13 protein-coding genes are annotated in these 18474 nt (G+C 69.8%); 5 read left to right on the forward strand and 8 right to left on the reverse strand.

The window, feature by feature from the left end:
* Positions 1–150: 150 nt before the first annotated feature.
* Complete coding sequence (locus tag WBG99_RS17030) at positions 151–1059, forward strand: hypothetical protein (RefSeq protein WP_338897123.1); 909 nt, start codon at positions 151–153, stop codon at positions 1057–1059.
* 397 nt (positions 1060–1456) lie between these two features.
* Here WBG99_RS17030 and WBG99_RS17035 read toward each other — a convergent pair whose 3' ends face one another.
* The 3 genes from WBG99_RS17035 to WBG99_RS17045 form a co-directional block, all read right to left on the reverse strand.
* Positions 1457–2812, reverse strand: coding sequence for a polysaccharide lyase family 1 protein (locus WBG99_RS17035; RefSeq protein WP_338897124.1), 1356 nt, complete (start codon positions 2810–2812; stop codon positions 1457–1459).
* Between the two features lie 147 nt (positions 2813–2959).
* The gene (locus WBG99_RS17040) at positions 2960–3325 is read right to left on the reverse strand and encodes a hypothetical protein (protein WP_338897125.1); all 366 of its coding nucleotides are present in this window, start codon (positions 3323–3325) and stop codon (positions 2960–2962) included.
* 540 nt (positions 3326–3865) lie between these two features.
* Entirely contained in the window at positions 3866–4348 is a 483-nt protein-coding gene (locus tag WBG99_RS17045) for a hypothetical protein (protein ID WP_338897126.1), read from the reverse strand.
* Positions 4349–4403: 55 nt separating this feature from the next.
* Here WBG99_RS17045 and WBG99_RS17050 point away from each other — a divergent pair, with 55 nt between their 5' ends.
* Together WBG99_RS17050 and WBG99_RS17055 are read left to right on the forward strand one after the other, a co-directional pair.
* Positions 4404–4715: a CAP domain-containing protein gene (locus WBG99_RS17050; RefSeq protein ID WP_338897127.1), complete on the forward strand. Its 312-nt coding sequence runs from the start codon at positions 4404–4406 to the stop codon at positions 4713–4715.
* 301 nt (positions 4716–5016) lie between these two features.
* On the forward strand, positions 5017–8184 hold the full coding sequence (locus WBG99_RS17055; protein WP_338897128.1) for a S8 family serine peptidase: 3168 nt from the start codon (positions 5017–5019) through the stop codon (positions 8182–8184).
* A gap of 362 nt (positions 8185–8546) precedes the next feature.
* Here the strand turns inward: WBG99_RS17055 and WBG99_RS17060 are convergent, their stop codons facing one another.
* The 3 genes from WBG99_RS17060 to aspS form a co-directional block, all read right to left on the reverse strand.
* The gene (locus tag WBG99_RS17060; RefSeq protein WP_338897129.1) at positions 8547–9179 is read right to left on the reverse strand and encodes a GPP34 family phosphoprotein; all 633 of its coding nucleotides are present in this window, start codon (positions 9177–9179) and stop codon (positions 8547–8549) included.
* A gap of 105 nt (positions 9180–9284) precedes the next feature.
* A complete protein-coding gene (locus tag WBG99_RS17065) occupies positions 9285–9758 on the reverse strand; it encodes a hypothetical protein (protein ID WP_338897130.1) in 474 nt (157 codons plus the stop codon).
* Positions 9759–10119: 361 nt separating this feature from the next.
* Positions 10120–11883 carry an aspartate--tRNA ligase gene (gene aspS / locus WBG99_RS17070; RefSeq protein ID WP_338897131.1) on the reverse strand — a complete coding sequence of 588 codons (1764 nt, stop codon included), beginning with the start codon at positions 11881–11883 and terminating at the stop codon, positions 10120–10122.
* A 407-nt stretch (positions 11884–12290) separates the two neighbouring features.
* Between aspS and WBG99_RS17075 the strand changes: the two genes are divergently transcribed.
* The gene (locus WBG99_RS17075; RefSeq protein ID WP_338897132.1) at positions 12291–14633 is read left to right on the forward strand and encodes a SpoIIE family protein phosphatase; all 2343 of its coding nucleotides are present in this window, start codon (positions 12291–12293) and stop codon (positions 14631–14633) included.
* Between the two features lie 87 nt (positions 14634–14720).
* On the opposite strand, the gene WBG99_RS17080 is transcribed toward WBG99_RS17075, so the two are convergent.
* Together WBG99_RS17080 and WBG99_RS17085 are read right to left on the reverse strand one after the other, a co-directional pair.
* Positions 14721–15692, reverse strand: a complete 972-nt coding sequence (locus WBG99_RS17080) for a pirin family protein (RefSeq protein ID WP_338897133.1) — start codon at positions 15690–15692, stop codon at positions 14721–14723.
* A gap of 251 nt (positions 15693–15943) precedes the next feature.
* Complete coding sequence (locus tag WBG99_RS17085) at positions 15944–16435, reverse strand: SseB family protein (protein ID WP_338897134.1); 492 nt, start codon at positions 16433–16435, stop codon at positions 15944–15946.
* 152 nt (positions 16436–16587) lie between these two features.
* Here WBG99_RS17085 and WBG99_RS17090 point away from each other — a divergent pair, with 152 nt between their 5' ends.
* Positions 16588–18429, forward strand: a complete 1842-nt coding sequence (locus WBG99_RS17090) for an acyl-CoA dehydrogenase (RefSeq protein ID WP_338897135.1) — start codon at positions 16588–16590, stop codon at positions 18427–18429.
* The last annotated feature ends 45 nt before the right edge of the window (positions 18430–18474 follow it).

Below are 18474 nucleotides of genomic sequence, written 5' to 3' on the forward strand. Positions count from 1 at the left end.
CCGCAGGCTCACCCCTGCGGGTGAATATCGCCAACTGAGCTCATTCCAGGCCGCGTTGCCGCCCTAAGCTTTCGCAAGCATCTGCCATAGGCATGTGCCAAAGGCAGCATCACCCACGCTTTCCCGTACCTCCTCCCACAGGAAACCCTCATGGTCAGCTCGCCCCACGAGGCGATGCACCGCATCTTCCAGGAGTACCCGGACCTCTTCTCCCGGCTCTCCGAGGTGCTCGGCGTCGACTTCGCCCCACCCACGTCGGTCGCCATCCTGCCGACCGACGTGACTGAGACCCGCCCGCTCGAACGCCGGCTCGACACGCTGCTGCGGCTGGAGACGGAGGACGACGAGCCTCTTCTCCTCGCCGTGGAGGCCCAGGGCAAGAAGGACCCGGCCAAGCCCGCGAGCTGGGCGTACTACGCCTCGTACCTGCTCACGAAGTACCGGCTGCAGCCGATACTGCTGGTCGTCTGCCAGGACCGCGCGACCGCCGAATGGGCGGCACGAGAGGTCCGCTTCGGCCCTCGCCAGTGGCCTCTGCTCACCCTGCGCCCGCTCGTCGCGGGTCCACACAACATGCCGGTGATCACCGACCCCGCCGAAGTCCGCAAGGACCTCGCCGTCGCCACACTGTCCACGATCACCCACGGCAAGAACCCGGACATCGGGGCCATACTAAAAGCAATGACGACCGTTCTGCAGGACACTCCTGACTCGGTCAAGAACCCCATCATCGAATTCATCTCACAGGGCCTGGGCAAGCTGCCCGCCGCAGCACTATGGAGGAAACTGGTGGCCGTGGACCTCTCTTTCTACAAGTCGCCCCTCTTCGAAGAAGTCCGCGACGAAGCCCAGGCCAAGGGCCGCGCCAAGGGCCGCGCCGAGGGCCGCGCCGAGGGCCGCGCCGAGGACATCCTGTTCATCTTGGAGCGGCGCGGCCTCGACATCCCCGACGAGGCACGGGAACGCATCGCCGCCTGCGACGACCTCGACGTTCTGCGCCAATGGCTCGACCGGGCCCTCACCGCCTCCTCCGCCGACGCGGTCTTCGCGGATGAGTAGTCCCGGCACACCGAGGCACAGGCCCGGTGAAGAGGCGCTTCTTCGCCCGGCGCCGACGCACCGACAAGAGTGCTGCGTGATCCTCACACGGTGGAGCCCCTCGCAGACCATTTCCGCTGGCTCCTGGCTCCTGGCTCCTGGCTCCTGGCTCCTGGCTCCTGGCTCCTGGCTCCTGGCTCCTGGCTCCTGGCTCCTGAGAACGACGTCATGCGCCTCGCGTGATGCGTGATGCGGGTGGTCTGGTCGGCGTGGGCGTCGACGGCGGCCCGCAGAAGGCGCTGGGCCGTCACGCTGCTCCCGTACCCGTTGGTGGCCAGGACCATTGCCACAGTGACGCCGCCCGGCCACCGGAGAAGGGGTGGCCGGGCGGCGTCACGTCCTCGGTGGACCGGGTCGGCTACGAGAGGGTGCCCGCGCCCGTCGTGCTCGTCAGGTCGGTCAGCAGGTTCCTGACCGAGGCCTGGAGGCCGGACGTGAGGGTCGGCTTCCAGTTGGCGGTGGTCTTCAGCTTCTTCGAGGAGTTCGCGGCGTTGTACGCGGCGACGATGTCGGTGGCCTTGCCGTTGACGAGGTTGCCCGTGCCGGCGACCGAGCCCGTGCCGTCGCCGCTCAGCAGCCTGGCGGCCTTCGCGCCGGCGGGGATCTTCCAGACGTTGCGCTCGGCGACGACCTGGGCCTTCGCCCGGCTGTCGATGCTGTACCTGGAGGCGTAGCCGTTGACCGTGGTGGTGTCGTAGACGTTGTTGTAGAGGTGGATCCGGCCGATGCGGGCCAGCGGGGCGCGCTGGCCGATGCCCTTCCACACGTTGTGGTGGATGGTGACGCGCAGCTTGCCCTTGGAGTCGGTGTCGCTGGAGCCGATCAGCATCGTCTTGTCGTGGTTGAGGAACCGGTTGCGCTCGACGGTCACCAGGTCGGAGCCGTTGGTGATGTCGAGGGCGCCGTCGTGGACCTGGTACTTGCGGCCGAAGTGCGTCGCCTGGGTCTTGTCGAAGGTCGGCGCGTCGGTGAACGTGTTGTGGTCGGCCCAGACGTTGGTCGCGCCGCGCAACGAGACGGAGTCGTAGTTGGAGTTCCACTCGCCGGACGAGCCGTCGGTCGGGTCCCACTGCGGGAAGCAGTCCCGGGTGTCGGCGAAGGTGAGGTTGCGCATGATGACGTTCTTGACGTTCTGGACCAGGACACTGCCGCCGAGGATGCCGGCCTTGGTGCCGGGGACGCCGACGATGGTGGTGTTGGACGGCACCCTGAAGACGATGTTCTTCTTCTGCTTGACCGCGGCGGCCTTGCGTGCGGTCTCCTGGGGGCCCTTCGGCGCCTTCTTGCCGTAGGTCGCCGGATGGAACGCCTTGAGGTAGGCGGAGAGCGAGTAGCCGGTGCCGGAGGCGTAGTCCGCGCAGGTCAGCTTCTTGCCGGAGGCGTTGCTGTTGGCGTTGATCATGCCCTTGATCTTGATGATCCGGGGGGCGGTGTCCGTGGCGGAGCCCAGCGCCTTCACCAGCTGCGCCCGGGTGGACACCGTGAAGGTGTGCGCGGCGTCGGCCTTCGTACCGCCGGTCGTGCCGGAGCCGGCCGCCGCCCAGCCGTCCTTCGCGGGCAGCACCTGGTGGTAGAGGTCCACGGGCCCGGCGTTGGCGTTCACCACGAGGACGCCAACGCCGACAGCGGCGGCCACGGCGGCGGCGGAGACCACGAGGGTACGGCGCCTGCGGAGGGACCGGCGGTGGGACGGGCGCGAGTAGGCAGAGGCCACGGATGAGTCCTTACGTAACGTACGTGGTTCGGGAGAACACGTGGTTCGTGCGGAGCCCCCGCGAAGGGGGCTCCGACTCATGTGTGGTCGCCGTGCCGGGAAAGGTTGCCTCCGGCTTCCCTGCCCGTCGGGGAATCTGAGCCGCGGTCAGCCGAGGTTCGACTTCACGTGGCTGATGACCTGCTCGAAGTCCTTCTTGGGCGAGAAGTCCACGTACTCACAGTCCTCAAGCGCTTCCGGTGCGTGACCCGGCGCCCAGTAGAAGGCCTCGCCCTCCTCGTAGGCCCTGTCGCCCTCCTTGGTGTGCATCACGAGCCGGCCCTTGAACATGTAGCCCCAGTGGGGGACCTGGCACAGGCCGTCGGGCTCGTCCTTGAGGGCCGGCCGCATGTCCGTTCCCTTGGGGAACCGGACGAAGGCGACCTCCGTGTCGCCGCCGATGTCCCGCATGCGCAGTTCGACGCCGCTGCCCTCGATCTCGACGGGTGCATCCGTCCGCGTGACTGCCGTCATGATTCCTCCACGACCGATCCGCCGCGGGGCCTCGGGAACCTCCCTGCCGGGGTCCGCTCTCTCGGGGACCCCGCGCTTTCCAGTCTGCGCCTGTCCTGCGCACACCTCGAATCTGGGTGACATGCGTCACGACCGAAATGCGCCCGATGGAATCGATCGACCCGCTTTTCCGTGGCGACAAATGACTTCTTTCAAATCCCAATGGGGGCACTTGCCGCCACAGATGGCGAATTCAACTGATCATCTGGATCGGCAATGCCCTTGCCCTCCGTCCCGGCAGGGCGGCCTTGTGCCTGGTCCCGGCTGCGCGGGAGGGGCCCGAGCGGGTGCACCGACAGCTGGGGGCGTACGTCCTCCCGCCCCGCGGAACGCCACCGGCACCGCCCCGGCAGTAGCACGGACGTTCGTTGCCCGGTGCGCTCGGCGGTCCCCATAATGACCTGGCTCGCCAGGGCAGCGGCCAACGAGGGGGGCATTCAGGGGCGAAGTCGAACCGAAGCCGGACCACTCAGTGAGGCCACTTATGTCACGTATGAACAGTCATCGCCGGAAGACAAAACGCTCGGAGAAGCAACGCTCGGGGACGAGGCGTCCGAAAACGAAGCGCCGGAAGATAGCCGTCGCCACCGCCATCGTGGTGGCCGTCGGTGCCGTGGGCCTCCCCGCGGCCGCGTGGGCCGGCGGCATCGGGCTGGGAGGCTGGAGCAGTGTGGCGTCCTCCTGGTGGGGAGGGCACAAGCCGGATCCGGCTCCCCCGACACCATCGCGAACGCCCTCCGCGTCCGCGGCAGCCCCCTCCGCGAACACCTCTGCCACTCCGGCCCGCACGCAGCGCCCCTCCCGCTCCACCAGCCCGAGCGCGTCTCCCTCGAAGTCCGCCAGCCCGACCGCCAAGCCCACCCCCGACACCCCCGACAAGACCACTTCGCCTCCGAGCGCCCCCAAGGCCACGAAGGCCACGAAGGCCACGAGAGCCGACAACACTCCCGGCACCTCTGCCGGCAACGCGGATTCCGGCCCCACGGATCGTGTACTGGTTCTGGTCAACGCCGAACGCGACAAGGCGGGTTGCTCGCCGGTGACCGAGAACGCCAAGCTCACCAAGGCCGCTCAGGACCACAGCCAGGACATGGCCGATCACAAGAACATGTCCCACACCGGTTCCGACGGCTCGTCCATGAGCGACCGGCTCGCCCGTGTCGGGTACAGGTTGAGTACGGCGGGCGAGAACGTCGCGGCCGGGTACGGCACCCCCGAGAGCGTCATGGACGGCTGGATGAACAGCCCCGGACACAAGGCCAACATCCTCAACTGCGCCTTCAAGGAGGTCGGCATCGGCCTGGCCGGGCCGGGCAACTACTGGACGCAGAACTTCGGGTCGCCCGCGTAGCCGTCGGCGCGCTCGCCCGCACGGAGATGGCAGCCAGATCGGCGACCACGAGAAGGGGCTGATCCATGTCAAAAGACGATCGGGGGTGAACCTTTGAGCGCGCTTTGCCTTCCCTTAACTGAACTTGAGAAGTTCCGCGGGCCAACGCCGGGTGCACCCGATCCGCTTCGGTCGCTTCTTGTGAAACGACTGTGGAGACCTGCCAATATTTGAGCTTTCAAGATTGTTACTGACGAGTCGCCTGCGACATTGGGGTCCTCGGGGGATCGAGATCTTTCACATCGATCGACATGGACCACAGTTGACGAACCATCACATAAGCCCGAGGGCGGCCGTCACCCTGCTGGCGCCGCTGCTCGGCGGAGCCCTGACCGTCACGGCGGTCATCGCTCCCACCTTCGCCGCCGACGCCGACTCCACGGGGAGCGACGGAAGTCACGGCGCCGACACCTACATCGTCAAGCTGGCCGACGCGCCCGTCGCCGCGTACGAGGGCGGGCTGCCCCGCCTGAAGCGGACGGCGCCCGCGACGGGCAGGCGGCTCGACGCCGACTCCGCCAAGGTCGAGAAGTACGTGGCACACCTGGACGACCGCCGGGAGCGCGTCCTCGACGCCGTGCCCGGGGTCGAGACGCTCCACGACTACTCCTACACGTTCAACGGATTCGCCGCCGAGCTGACCGGCCGACAGGCCGCGAAGCTGACCACGACGCCGGGGGTCGTCTCGGTGACCCGCAACACGGTCGCCCAGCTGACGTCGGCGGGGCCGGACCACGGGCCGGGGGCGGATGCCGCCGGCCGGGCCGGAGTGGACGTCCGGGCCGAGGCCGACACCCCGGCCCCCGAGGCCCAGCAGCCGCCCTCCGACGGCAAGGCCACCGGCAACGGCAGGACCGGCGGCAGGAAGGCCGCGTCTGAGGGCTCGGCCCGGTTCCCCGACACCCCCCGTCTCCTCGGCCTCTCCGGCAAGAAGGGCCTCTGGGCGAAGGCCGGCGGCCCCGACCACGCCGGAGAAGGCGTCATCGTCGGGATCGTGGACACCGGGGTCGACCCGTCGAACCCGATGCTCGCCGCCCTGCCGGAGCCGCGCCCGGACGCCGAGGCCATCGCGAAGAAGTGGCACGGCGACTGCGTCCCGGGCGACGACCCCGCGCACAAGGTGACCTGCAACAACAAGGTGATCGGCGCGCAGTGGTTCGGCGCGGACAGGCCCGACCCTGACGGCGAGGACATCCCCTCGGCGATGGACACCGACAGCCACGGCACGCACACCGGCACCACGGCCGCCGGGAACCACGGCGTCGCCGCGTCGGTCCCCGGCAGCAACGCCGAGGGCACCCTCAGCGGTGTCGCCCCGGCCGCCCGCCTCGCCTACTACAAGGCGTGCTGGAGCGCCGGCTGCCCGGTCGTGGACACCACGGCCGCGATCGACAAGGCGGTGGCGGACGGCGTCGACGTCCTCAACTACTCCATCGGCGGTGCGCTCCCCGACCCGGTCTCCATGGAGGCCATGTTCAACGCGGCCAAGGCGGGCGTCTTCATCGCCGCGTCGGCCAACAACGGCGGCCCGGACACGGTGGAGCACACCGGCCCGTGGGTCACGACGGTCGCCGCGGCGACGCACGACACCGAGTACACCGCCTCCCTGGTCCTCGGCGACGGCCGCCGCTACACCAACCCCAGCCTGAACCCGGGCGTCGCCTCGGCCCCGCTGGTCGAGGCCACCGCCGTACGGAAGGACGGCGCGGACGCCGGCCCGGCCGCGCTGTGCACGCCGGGCACGCTCGATCCGGAGCGGGCGAAGGGGAAGATCATCGTCTGCGACCGCGGCGGTGAGGGCCTCTTCGTCGTGGACAAGGCGGAGGAGGTCAGGGCGGCGGGTGGCAAGGCAATCGTCCTCGCCAACTCCCCGACCAGTGCCCAGGACTACTTCGCCTACGTCTTCAGCGTGCCCGTCGTCCAGGTGAGCGCGGAGGACGCGCCGGCGGTCCACGCGTACGCCTCCGGTGCCGGCGCGACCGCCGAGTTCACCCCCACGAAGAGCGCCCACCGGGCCACCCGGGAGATCACCTCCTTCTCCTCCAGCGGCCCGGACCACTACAGCGACGGCGACCTGCTCAAGCCCGACATCGCCTCCTTCGGCGCGAGCGTCCCGGCGGGCGTGGTGCCCGGCGGCGGGTACACCGGTCAGTTCGGCTTCGCCGACGGCACGTCGATGTCGTCCCCGCACGTCGCCGGCCTCGCCGCCCTGCTGCGGCAACTGCGTCCCGACTGGTCGCCGATGGAGATCAAGTCGGCGCTGATGACGACGGCCACGACCACCGACGAGAACGGCGACCCCATCGGCCGCGCCCAGGCCGACTCCGCCTCGCCGCTCGACTACGGCGCGGGCCTGCCCCGGGTCACCCGGGCGGCCGACCCCGGTCTGGTCTACGACTCCACCTCCGCCGACTGGACCGCTTACCTCTGCGCGATCGGCCAGAAGCCGGTCACGGAGAGCGGCGGCGACGCCTGCCCCACGGCCGCGAAGACCGACCCCAGCGACCTCAATCACCCGTCCATCTCGGTCGGCGACCTGCTGGGCGTCCAGACGGTGACCCGCACGGTCACCAACGTCTCGGCGGAGACCGCCACGTACAAGGCGAAGCTCCGGACCCCGCAGGGCTTCCGTGCCGAGGTCACCCCGAAGCGGCTGACGGTCGCGCCGGGCGGGTCGGCGTCGTACAAGGTGACCGTCGAGCACACGAGCGCCGCCTACGACAACTGGTCCTTCGGCTCCCTGACACTCAGCGACGCGCACAGCCGCCACGAGGTCACCAGCCCGATCGCCCTGCGCGCCGTGCTGTTCGCGGCCCCGAACGAGGTCACGGTCACCGGCGGTGACACGGCGACGCTGACGCCGGGCGTCGGCTGGGACGGCGAACTGACCGCGAAGGCGTCCCTCTACACCGGCGAGAAGACCACCGGCACCCTCACCGGCACCGACCAGTCCGCCTTCTGGGAGAGCCAGCACACCAACGACGCCGTCGTGAAGCACCGCGTCCACGTCCCCGAGGGCGCCCTCTTCACCCGGTTCGCCATCTCCTCCGCCGACTACCTCCCCGGCAGCGACATCGACCTGTACGCCTTCGACACCGACGGCAACCACGTCGGCGATTGGGCCGACGTCGGCTCCGACGAACACGTGGACCTGCCGCCCGGCGACTACGACGTCTACGTCCTCCAGTACGAGCTGCCGGCCGGCACCACCAGCCAGCAGTACACCCTGTGGAGCTGGAAGGTCGGCCAGGGCACCCCTGCGGTGACCCCCACGGCCACCCCGGCCGAGCAGAGCGTCTCGGCGGGCGACCACCCGGACGTCAAGGTGTCCTGGCCGGAGGCCACACGCGGCGAACGGTACGTCGGCGTCGTCGAGTTCGGCGACGGCTCGGCGGTCGTGGGACACACGCCGCTGACGGTGAGGCCGTAGACGGCACCTAATCGTCCCTGAGACCGAGCCGCCCGCGCACTCCCCGAGTGCGCGGGCGGCTCGCGCCGGCCCGGAACCTGGAACTGCTCCGACGCACGCGCAGCCTTACCGGATGACTGTCCGGGGTTCAGGGTGGAGGTTCGCGTGCCTCCACCCTGAACCGCAGATGCGTTCTTGAGGATCGATGACTGACTCCCCTCGCCTTCCGGCCGAAGGATGCGCCGCGGCGGCGGAGGTCCCTGCCTCCGAGCGGCTCATGCTCGAAGTGCAGAGGCTTCGTGTGGAAGTGTCGGGGCGATTACTGCTCGACGACGCGGAACTGACAGTGCGCAGCGGAGGGTCCCACCGCCACGGCGTCGCCGTCACGTCACCGTCGTGATCACCACCACCGTCGTCGCCATCGTCGCCGCCGTGAGGGCCGCCGCGGCGGCAGCCGCCGTCTCGGCCATGCGGCGGAGCGCCGGGTCGGCCCAGTGGCGTTCGGCGATCTCGGTCATGCGCCGTTTGACCGGGGACTCGTCGGAGTCGGCGTCCGGGAAGGCGAGGGTGTGGAGGTCGCCGTGGTGGAGGAGGCTGATCAGGGCGGCGGTGCGGGGGTCCGGTTCGGCGCCCGTCAGCACCACCTCCGCCAGACGCCCGCGCAGCGCGGACTCCACCGTGGCGTCGGCCTCCGGGTAGCGGGTGGTACGGAAGACGAGGAGGACCCGGCGTTGCTCCTTCCGGATCAACCCCTTGTCCAGCACTCCCCGCAGGGCTTTCTCGTACTCCTTCGTGCTGTTCCCGTAGATCCACTTCGCGGCGTCGTCCGGCAGCACCGCGTCGTCCGTCTCCCCGGACAGGGACCGCTCCAGCAGCGCCGCCGCCGCGATCGCGTGAGGCGTCCGCAGGGGAAGCCGCGCCTCACCCGTGGTGTCGTCGAGGGAGAGGAGGAGAATCTCCTCGCCGAGGGTCGCGGGGATCGGCGTGGGGGTGGAAGCGGCGGTCGACGTGGTCATGATCAGTAGGACGCGGCCGGGAAGCCGGCGGTTGCGAAGCCGTCCCGCGCGCGGAAGCGCCACCTCCCGCTCCCGGGCCGCACTTCCCGCTCCCGGCCCGGACCATCACGAGGCCGCGGTGACCGACCTGCTCCCGGTTCTGGAGGGCTCGGACCTCCGTACGACCCGGACGGCGTGGTCGAGCGGCCCACTGACCGCCGTACGGTCCGTCGCCTGAGCGCCCGGGTCCACGCCCAGCGCCGTACGAGCCGCGTGCACATGGCGCAGCCCCTCCACCGCCGTCCGCGTGACCTGGGTGTACTGGTCGGAGGTGCGGGCCTCGGCCAGCTGGGCCCGAGCGGTGCGGAGGTGTTCGGCGGCCTCGGTCAGGGACTGGGCCGCGCTGCCGCCCGCTCCGGCCTGCGCCCGTACGTCGGTGCCGGCCAGACTGCCGCCCAGCCGTACCACCCAGCGGTTGGCGTCGGCCTCCGCGTCCAGGCCGGACGCCGGGCCGGGCCTGTCGACGGACCGCCGCCGGGCGACGACCGCGACCACCGCTCCCGCGATCAGCAACACTGCCACCAACACGGCCAGCTTCATGGCCTCCTCCAGCATTCCGACGTTTCGTCCCGCACGAGAGGTGCGTCCCGTACGGGTTCCTCACCCCGTACGCCCATCACACCCTTTGCCGCTGTGCGCCTCCGTCGAGAAGCCCGTGCGCCTGATGATGGTTTCCCCAGCGGCCTTCCCCGCAGAGAGAACTCCGGTACGAGGAAGAGGGCACGGCAAAGGCCCGGAACCCAGGGGAAGGGATGCTGTTGCATCCCAGGGGAAGGGTTCCGGGCCTCGCGCCGAGCGGCCTCGAAATCGATGTCCGTTTCGGGAAGGGTCCTGAAATCGACGGTCGACTTCAGGACCCTTTCCCGTTCAAGCCCCGATAAGGCTTGCCTTACTGAATCCCCTACTTCGGCTGCGACTTCCGCACCGACAGGTGCAGCTCCCTCAGCCGCGCCTCCTCCAGCTCCGTCGGCGCGCCCATCATCAGGTCCTGGGCGTTGCCGTTGAGCGGGAAGGCGATGGTCTCGCGGATGTTGGGCTCGTCCGCGAGGAGCATGACGATGCGGTCGACGCCCGGCGCGATACCGCCGTGCGGCGGGGCGCCGAAGCGGAACGCGCGCAGCATGCCCGCGAACTGCTCCTCGACGGTGTCACGGTCGTAGCCCGCGATCTCGAAGGCCTTGAGCATGATGTCGGGCTCGTGGTTCCGGATGGCGCCGGAGGACAGCTCGACACCGTTGCAGACGATGTCGTACTGCCAGCCGAGGATGTCCAGCGGGTCCTGGGTCTCCAGGGCCTCAAGGCCGCCCTGCGGCATGGAGAACGGGTTGTGCGAGAAGTCGGTCTTGCCGGTCTCCTCGTCCTTCTCGTACATCGGGAAGTCGACGATCCAGCAGAACCGGAAGACGCCCTCCTCGAAGTGGCCGGCCCGCTTGGCGGCTTCCACCCGCACCGCGCCCATGATCTTCGAGACCTCGTCGAACCCGCCCGCGCCGAAGAACACCGCGTGGCCCGCGGCCAGCGACAGACGCTTGGTCAGCTCGGCGACGTTCTCCTCGGTGAGGAACTTGGCGATCGGGCCGGACAGCGAACCGTCCTCGGCGACCCGCACCCAGGCCAGGCCCTTCGCCCCCTGCTCGATGGCGTACTCACCGAGCTGGTCGAAGAACTTGCGCGGCTGGGACGAGACGTCCGGCACGGCGAGCGCGCGCACGTGCTTGCCGGCGAACGCCTTGAACTCCGAGCCCTCGAAGACATCGGTGATGTCCACCAGCTCCAGTTGGGCGCGCAGGTCCGGCTTGTCGGAGCCGTACTTGAGCATCGCCTCGCGGAACGGGATGCGCGGGAAGGGGGAGGTGACGTGACGGCCGCCCCCGAACTCCTCGAACAGCTCGGTCATGAGCTTCTCGATGGGCTGGAACACGTCCTCCTGCTCGACGAAGGACATCTCCACGTCGAGCTGGTAGAACTCGCCCGGCGAACGGTCCGCGCGCGCGTCCTCGTCACGGAAGCAGGGCGCGATCTGGAAGTACCGGTCGAAGCCGGAGATCATCAGCAGCTGCTTGAACTGCTGCGGGGCCTGGGGGAGGGCGTAGAACCTGCCCGGGTTCAGGCGCGACGGGACGACGAAGTCCCGGGCGCCCTCGGGGGAGGTCGCCGACAGGATCGGGGTCGCCATCTCGTTGAAGCCCAGCGCCGTCATCTTGTGACGGATCGCGGAGATCACGGCCGTACGCAGCATGATGTTGCGGTGCATGCGCTCGCGGCGCAGGTCCAGGAAGCGGTACTCCAGGCGCCGCTCCTCGTTGACCCCGTCCTCGGTGTTGATCGTGAAGGGGAGCGGGGCGGCAGCACCGAGCAGCTCCACCTCGCCGACCTCGACCTCGATCTCACCGGTCGGCAGGTCCGGGTTGACGTTCTCGGTGCCTCGCGAGACGACCTTGCCGTCGACGCGGACGGTCGACTCCTTGGAGGTCTTGTCCAGCGCCTCGTACGCCGGGGTGCCCGGCCGGGCGACGAGCTGCGTGATGCCGTAGTGGTCGCGCAGATCGATGAAGAGGATGCCGCCCAGGTCGCGCCGATTGTGCAGCCAGCCGCTCAGCCGGACGTCGGTGCCGACGTCAGAGGCGCGGAGCTCGCCGCAGGTGTGGGACCTGTACCGATGCATCGTCGTTCATCCAGCCTTCGCTGATCGGGGATCTGAGCGGGTGTCCCACGGTGTCCGGTCCGCGGTCATGGCCCATGGTCGGGGCCCGTAGGCAGGGCCCGTGGTCAGGGTCGGCGGTCACGGCCGGTGTTTCACGTGAAACAACCCCCAGGGTACCGGCCACCCCGAGATCGCCTCCCCACCTTTTGCCGTCGGCCCGCTGGCCCCGATACACGACTGCCGCCGCGCTGTCCGGATACACACCGTCATGGCCATGGGCAGGACCGCAAGCGGTTACTGTCGCTAGCGTCGATAGCCGTCACCTCCGTCGCCGCCGGTCGTGGTTACTTGTCATGGCTTCCGGGACCGCTCGGTGCCCGGCGCAGCTTCGGTGGCACGGTCCGATCAGCTGTTCATAGAGTGGGTCAATGCGCACTGGTGAGCCCCCGCCCACCGTGGGGGACGTCCTGTCCGCCCTCGCGACGGGACTGTGGACCTGGGACAGCGCTGCCGGAACCGTCACGATGGACGCCGAAGCAGCCCGGCTCATGGGGCTGCCCGCGGAGCCGACGACACTCACCCAGGCCGGGGCGCGGGCACGCCTGCACCCCGTCGACTGGAACGAGATCGTCTCGGTCGTGCAGCTCGCCGTCGCCGAGGACACCCTCGCCGAGGTCCGGATCCGGGTCATGGACGACCGGAGCCGGGTGATCCGTACGGTCCGCAGCCGCTCCAAACCGGCCTTCGACCCGGTGCGGAAGTCCTTCGAGCTGATGGGGACCCTCCAGGAGGTCACCGAGCCCTCACCGGAGACCGCCGCCCGCGCCCCGGCCGTCACCGGCGACTGGCGGCGCTCACGCGAGGCGTTCCTGCTGGACGCGGGACGGGCGCTGGCCGAGGCGCGGTCCACCGAGGAAGTGCTGCGGGTCGCGGCGGGCCTGGCCATGCCCGGCTTCTCACCGGACGGGCTCGCCGTGTTCGGGGTGGAGGCCGACCGCCTCACCGTCATCGGGCACCACGGGCACAGCCAGGGCGACGAGGGCCCCTTCACCCATATGCCGCTGGCGACGGACTACCCGGCCGCCGAGGTGGTCCGCACCGGCCGCGCCGTCTATCTCTCCTCCCCCGAGGACTACAAGGCCCGCTACCCCACGGCCTGGCCGCTCGCCGAACAGTTCGGCCGCCAGTCCTGGGCGTTCCTGCCGCTGACCGTCGCCGGCAGCACCATGGGCGCGTGGATGGCCGGCTTCGCCTACCCGGTCACCTTCACCCCCGACGAACGCTCGGTCCTGACCACCGTCGCCCGCATGCTCGCCCAGGCCCTCTCCCGCGCCGGCGCCGCCGAGACCGAACGCGAACTGACCGACGGCCTCCAGCGCACGATGCTCCCCACGCTCGGCCCCGAGATACCCGGCATGAGTGTCGCCGCACGCTATGTCCCCACCGGTGGCGGCCTCCAGGTCGGCGGCGACTGGTACGACATGATCGCCCTGCCGAGCGGCCGTTTCGCCCTCGTCATCGGCGACGTCCAGGGCCACGACGTCCGCGCGGCGGGCCTCATGGGCCAGCTCCGCATAGCCCTGCGCGCCTACGCCTCCGAGGGCCACCGCCCCGACGCCGTCCTCTCCCGCGCCTCCCGCTTCCTGCACGGGATCACCCACGCCTCCGCCGACGCCTTCTCCGACCTGCGCTTCGCGACCTGCCTCTACGTCGAGGTCGACCCGGTGACCGGCGTCCTCGACATCGCCCGCGCCGGGCACCCCGACCCGGCGATCCGGATGGCCGACGGCACGGTCCTGGTCCGGCCGACCTCGGGCGGTCTCCCCCTCGGCATCGACCCCGACGCCGACTACCCGACCACCCGCCTCGTCCTGGAGCCCGGCGAGACCATGCTCCTGTGCACCGACGGCCTGATCGAGACGGGCGGCCACGACCTCGACACGGGCTGGCGCCGCATCCGCACGATCCTGGAGTCCTTCGACGCGAGACCTCATGAGGGCGGAGGGGCGGGTGGGGCGGATGCCGAGGGGCTGGGCCCCGACGAGGTGGGTGCGGACGTGCCGCACGCCCCGGAGGTGGACGGCGGCCGTGCGGCGGGCGGCCGTGACGGACTCGGCCCCGAAACCGGCCGCGTCCAAACGACCCGCCCGCAACCGAACGGCCTCGCGCCGGGCCGGCTGGAGGCACTGGCCGACGCGCTGGTCCAGGGTGTGCACGGACCGTCGTCGCACCACACCCCCGGCCCGCTCGCCGACCGGCGCGAGGACGACATCGCGATGCTGCTGCTGTGCCGGGAGAGCGAGGACTGCGGCTGCGGGGAGACCACGGCCGAACGACCGCACGTGCGCCGCACCGCGTTGACCGTCGCCCAGGCGGAGCCGGAGCGCATCGCCGGAGCCCGCCAGCAGGTGCGCGAACTGCTCCACGACTGGAGCTGCGGCGACCAGGTCGACTCCGCCGTCCTCCTCGTCTCCGAGACGCTCACCAACGTCCTCGTCCACACGGACGCCGACGCGCTCCTCGTCGCCGAGATGACCGGCGACGGCGGCAAGCGCCGGATGCGCGTCGAGGTCACCGACGCCAGCGACGACCTCCCCCACAAGCGCCACCCCGGCGAACTCGCCTCCTCCGGCCGCGGCCTTGTCCTCATGGACATGCTCGCGGACGCCTGGGGCGTCGACCCGCGAGGCGACGGCAAGAGCATCTGGTTCGAACTCTACGAACCGGCACCACCGGACGGGCAGGACGGGGGGCCGGCAGGTCCCCCATAAGCGGCCACCGGTACGGGAAAGCCCCGCCCACCGGAACTCACGTACCGGCGGCGGGGCTTTCCCGTGACCGAAGGAACCGCGCAGACCCTACAGCCCGTCGGCGGACATGCCGTGCACGGCCGGGATCGTCCCCAGCCGGCCCTTCTGGAAGTCCTCGAATGCCTGCTGCAGCTCCTCGCGGGTGTTCATGACGAACGGACCGTAGTGGGCCATGGGCTCACGGATCGGCCGGCCGCCGAGGAGGACGATCTCCAGGTCCGGCGCGTTCGCGTCCTGCTGCTCGTCCGCGCGGAAGGTGATCGAGGAGCCGGCGCCGAAGACGGCGGTCTGGCCGAGGCGGATCGGGCGCCGGTCCACCCCGACGCCGCCACGCCCGGCGAGGACGTACGCGAGCGCGTTGAAGTCCTCGCGCCACGGCAGGGTGATCTCCGCGCCCGGCGCGACGGTCGCGTGGAGCAGGGTGATCGGGGTGTGGGTGATGCCCGGACCCTCGTGGCCGTCCAGGTCACCGGCGATGACGCGGAGCAGCGCGCCGCCGTCGGGAGTGGTGAGGAGCTGGACCTGGCCGCCGCGGATGTCCTGGTACTTGGGGGCCATCATCTTGTCCTTGGCCGGGAGGTTCACCCACAGCTGTATGCCGTGGAAGAGACCGCCGGACATGACGAGGGCCTCCGGCGGCGCCTCGATGTGGAGAAGGCCCGAGCCGGCCGTCATCCACTGGGTGTCACCGTTGGTGATGGTGCCGCCACCGCCGTGGCTGTCCTGGTGGTCGAAGATCCCGTCGATGATGTAGGTGACGGTCTCGAAGCCGCGGTGCGGGTGCCAAGGCGTTCCCTTCGGCTCACCGGGCTTGTAGTCCACCTCGCCCATCTGGTCCATCATGATGAACGGATCCAGATGCCTGTAATCGATCCCGGCGAACGCGCGGCGGACCGGGAAGCCCTCCCCCTCGAAGCCACTGGGCGCGGTCGTCACGGCGAGCACCGGACGGGCCACCGCGTCGGCGGGCGCGACGACACGGGGCAGGGTCAGCGGGTTCTCGACAGTCACTGCGGGCATGTCGGTACCTCCTTGTGCGCTCAGTTTAGTTGATCGTTGAACTTCCTGCCAGTCCTCAACCACGAACGCCCGGAGAGCATTCCCTCCGGGCGTTCGGTGCGCCCCGCCAGGCGAGCGCGCCACGAAGACGCGCCCCGCCAAGGGGCGCGAGGAACGGCACGAGGAACCACATGCGACCCGCGGGCCGCGACGGCCGCACCCGGCCACCCCGGCACACGGCGCGAAGCCCGCCGGCCGCGGAGCCGTCCGCGCTATCCGTACATACGCCGCATCGCGAACTCCACCATCTGCTCCACGGCCTTCGCGTCGAACACCATCCGGTGCTCCCCCTCCATGTCGAGGACGAAGCCGTAGCCGGTCGGCAGCAGATCGATGACCTCCGCGCCGGTGATGACGAAGTACTTGGACTCCTTGCCGGCGTACCGGCGCAACTCCTTGAGCGAGGTGAACATCGGGATCACCGGCTGCTGGGTGTTGTGCAGCGCCAGGAACCCGGGATTGTCGCCGCGCGGGCAGTACACCTTGGACGTCGCGAAGGCCTGCTGGAAGTCCTCGGCGGCCATCTGTCCGGTGGTGAAGGCGCGCACCGCGTCCGCGAGCGAGGGCGGGGACGGCTCGGGGTACAGCGGAGGCTGCTGGCCGTAGCCGCCGCCCATCGGGCCGCCGGGCATCTGCCCCGACATCGGCTGCTGCGGCGGGGCGTACTGCTGCTGAGTGCCAGCGCTGTGGTCGTAGCCGTACATGCGGCACAGCGTAACGAGTCACAGATGACCCGATCGGGGTTGCTTCTTATTACCGACGGGTAGCATCATCGGATAGAAGCTACTTGCTGGTATGTGAACTAGTGCGAGGATCCAGCGCCTCGCCGACCTCTTCTCTCTACGGAGCCGTCGCCATGGGGCACTACAAGTCGAATCTCCGCGACATCGAGTTCAACCTCTTCGAGGTCCTCGGGCGCGACAAGCTGTACGGCACCGGCCCGTTCGCGGAGATGGACACGGACACCGCCAAGAGCATCCTGGAGGAGCTGGCCCGTCTCGCCGAGAACGAGCTGGCGGAGTCCTTCACGGACGCCGACCGCAACCCGCCGGTCTTCGACCCGGAGACGAACACCGCTCCCGTACCGGCCTCCTTCAAGAAGAGCTACAAGGCCTTCATGGACTCCGAGTACTGGCGCCTCGGCCTGCCCGAGGAGATCGGCGGCACCACCTCCCCGCGCTCCCTGATCTGGGCGTACGCGGAGCTGCTGCTCGGCTCGAACCCGGCCGTGTGGATGTACGCCTCCGGCCCGGCGTTCGCCGGCGTCCTCCACGACGAGGGCAACGACGTACAGAAGAAGATCGCCCGGATCGCGGTCGAGAGGACCTGGGGCTCCACCATGGTGCTCACCGAGCCGGACGCCGGCTCGGACGTCGGCGCCGGACGCACCAGGGCGATCCAGCAGGAGGACGGTTCCTGGCACATCGAGGGCGTCAAGCGCTTCATCACGTCCGGTGAGCACGACATGGAGGAGAACATCCTCCACTACGTCCTCGCCCGCCCCGAGGGCCACGGCCCCGGCACCAAGGGCCTGTCCCTCTTCCTCGTCCCGAAGTACCTCTTCGACTTCGAGACCGGCGAGCTGGGCGAGCGCAACGGCGTCTACGCCACGAACGTCGAGCACAAGATGGGCCTCAAGGCCTCCAACACCTGCGAGATGACCTTCGGCGACCGCCACCCGGCCAAGGGCTGGCTGATCGGCGACAGGCACGACGGCATCCGCCAGATGTTCCGCATCATCGAGTTCGCCCGCATGATGGTCGGCACCAAGGCGATCTCCACGCTCTCGACGGGCTACCTGAACGCCCTGGAGTACGCCAAGGAGCGCGTCCAGGGCCCGGACCTCGCGAACTTCATGGACAAGACCGCGCCCAAGGTCACCATCACGCACCACCCCGACGTCCGCCGCTCGCTGATGACGCAGAAGGCGTACGCGGAGGGCATGCGCGCGCTGGTCCTGTACACGGCCTCTCTCCAGGACGAGATCCAGGTCAAGGAGGCGGCCGGCGAGGACGCCTCCGCCCTGGAGGCCCTGAACGACCTGCTCCTGCCCATCGTCAAGGGCTACGGCTCCGAGAAGGGCTACGAGCAGCTTGCCCAGTCGCTGCAGACCTTCGGCGGCTCCGGCTTCCTGCAGGAGTACCCGATCGAGCAGTACATCCGCGACGCCAAGATCGACACCCTGTACGAGGGCACCACCGCGATCCAGGGCCAGGACTTCTTCTTCCGGAAGATCGTCCGCAACCAGGGCGCCGCGCTGAACACCCTCGCCGAGGAGATCAAGAAGTTCCTGGCGGTCGGCGAGGGCGGCGAGCGGCTGGCCGGTGCCCGCGAGCACCTCGCCAAGGCCGCCGTCGAACTGGAGGCCATGGTCGGTCTGCTGCTCACCGACCTCGCGGCCACCGAGCAGGACGTCAAGAACATCTACAAGGTGGGCCTCAACACCACCCGCCTGCTGATGGCCTCCGGCGACGTGGTCGTCGGTTACCTCCTCCTCAGGGGCGCCGCCGTCGCCGCCGAGAAGCTGGCGACCGCCCCCGCCAAGGCTGTGTCCTCCAAGGACGTGGCCTTCTACACCGGCAAGATCGCGGCGGCGAGCTTCTTCGCGGCCGAGGTCCTGCCGGGCGTCACCCTCGCCCGCAAGGTCTCCGAGGGCGTCGACCTGGACCTGATGGAGCTGGACGAGGCGGCGTTCTAGAAGGGCGCTGGAAGGGCGCCCCTCGGCCGCACCCCGGCCGTGGCG

Source organism: Streptomyces sp. TG1A-60 (assembly GCF_037201975.1).
Taxonomy (GTDB): domain Bacteria; phylum Actinomycetota; class Actinomycetes; order Streptomycetales; family Streptomycetaceae; genus Streptomyces.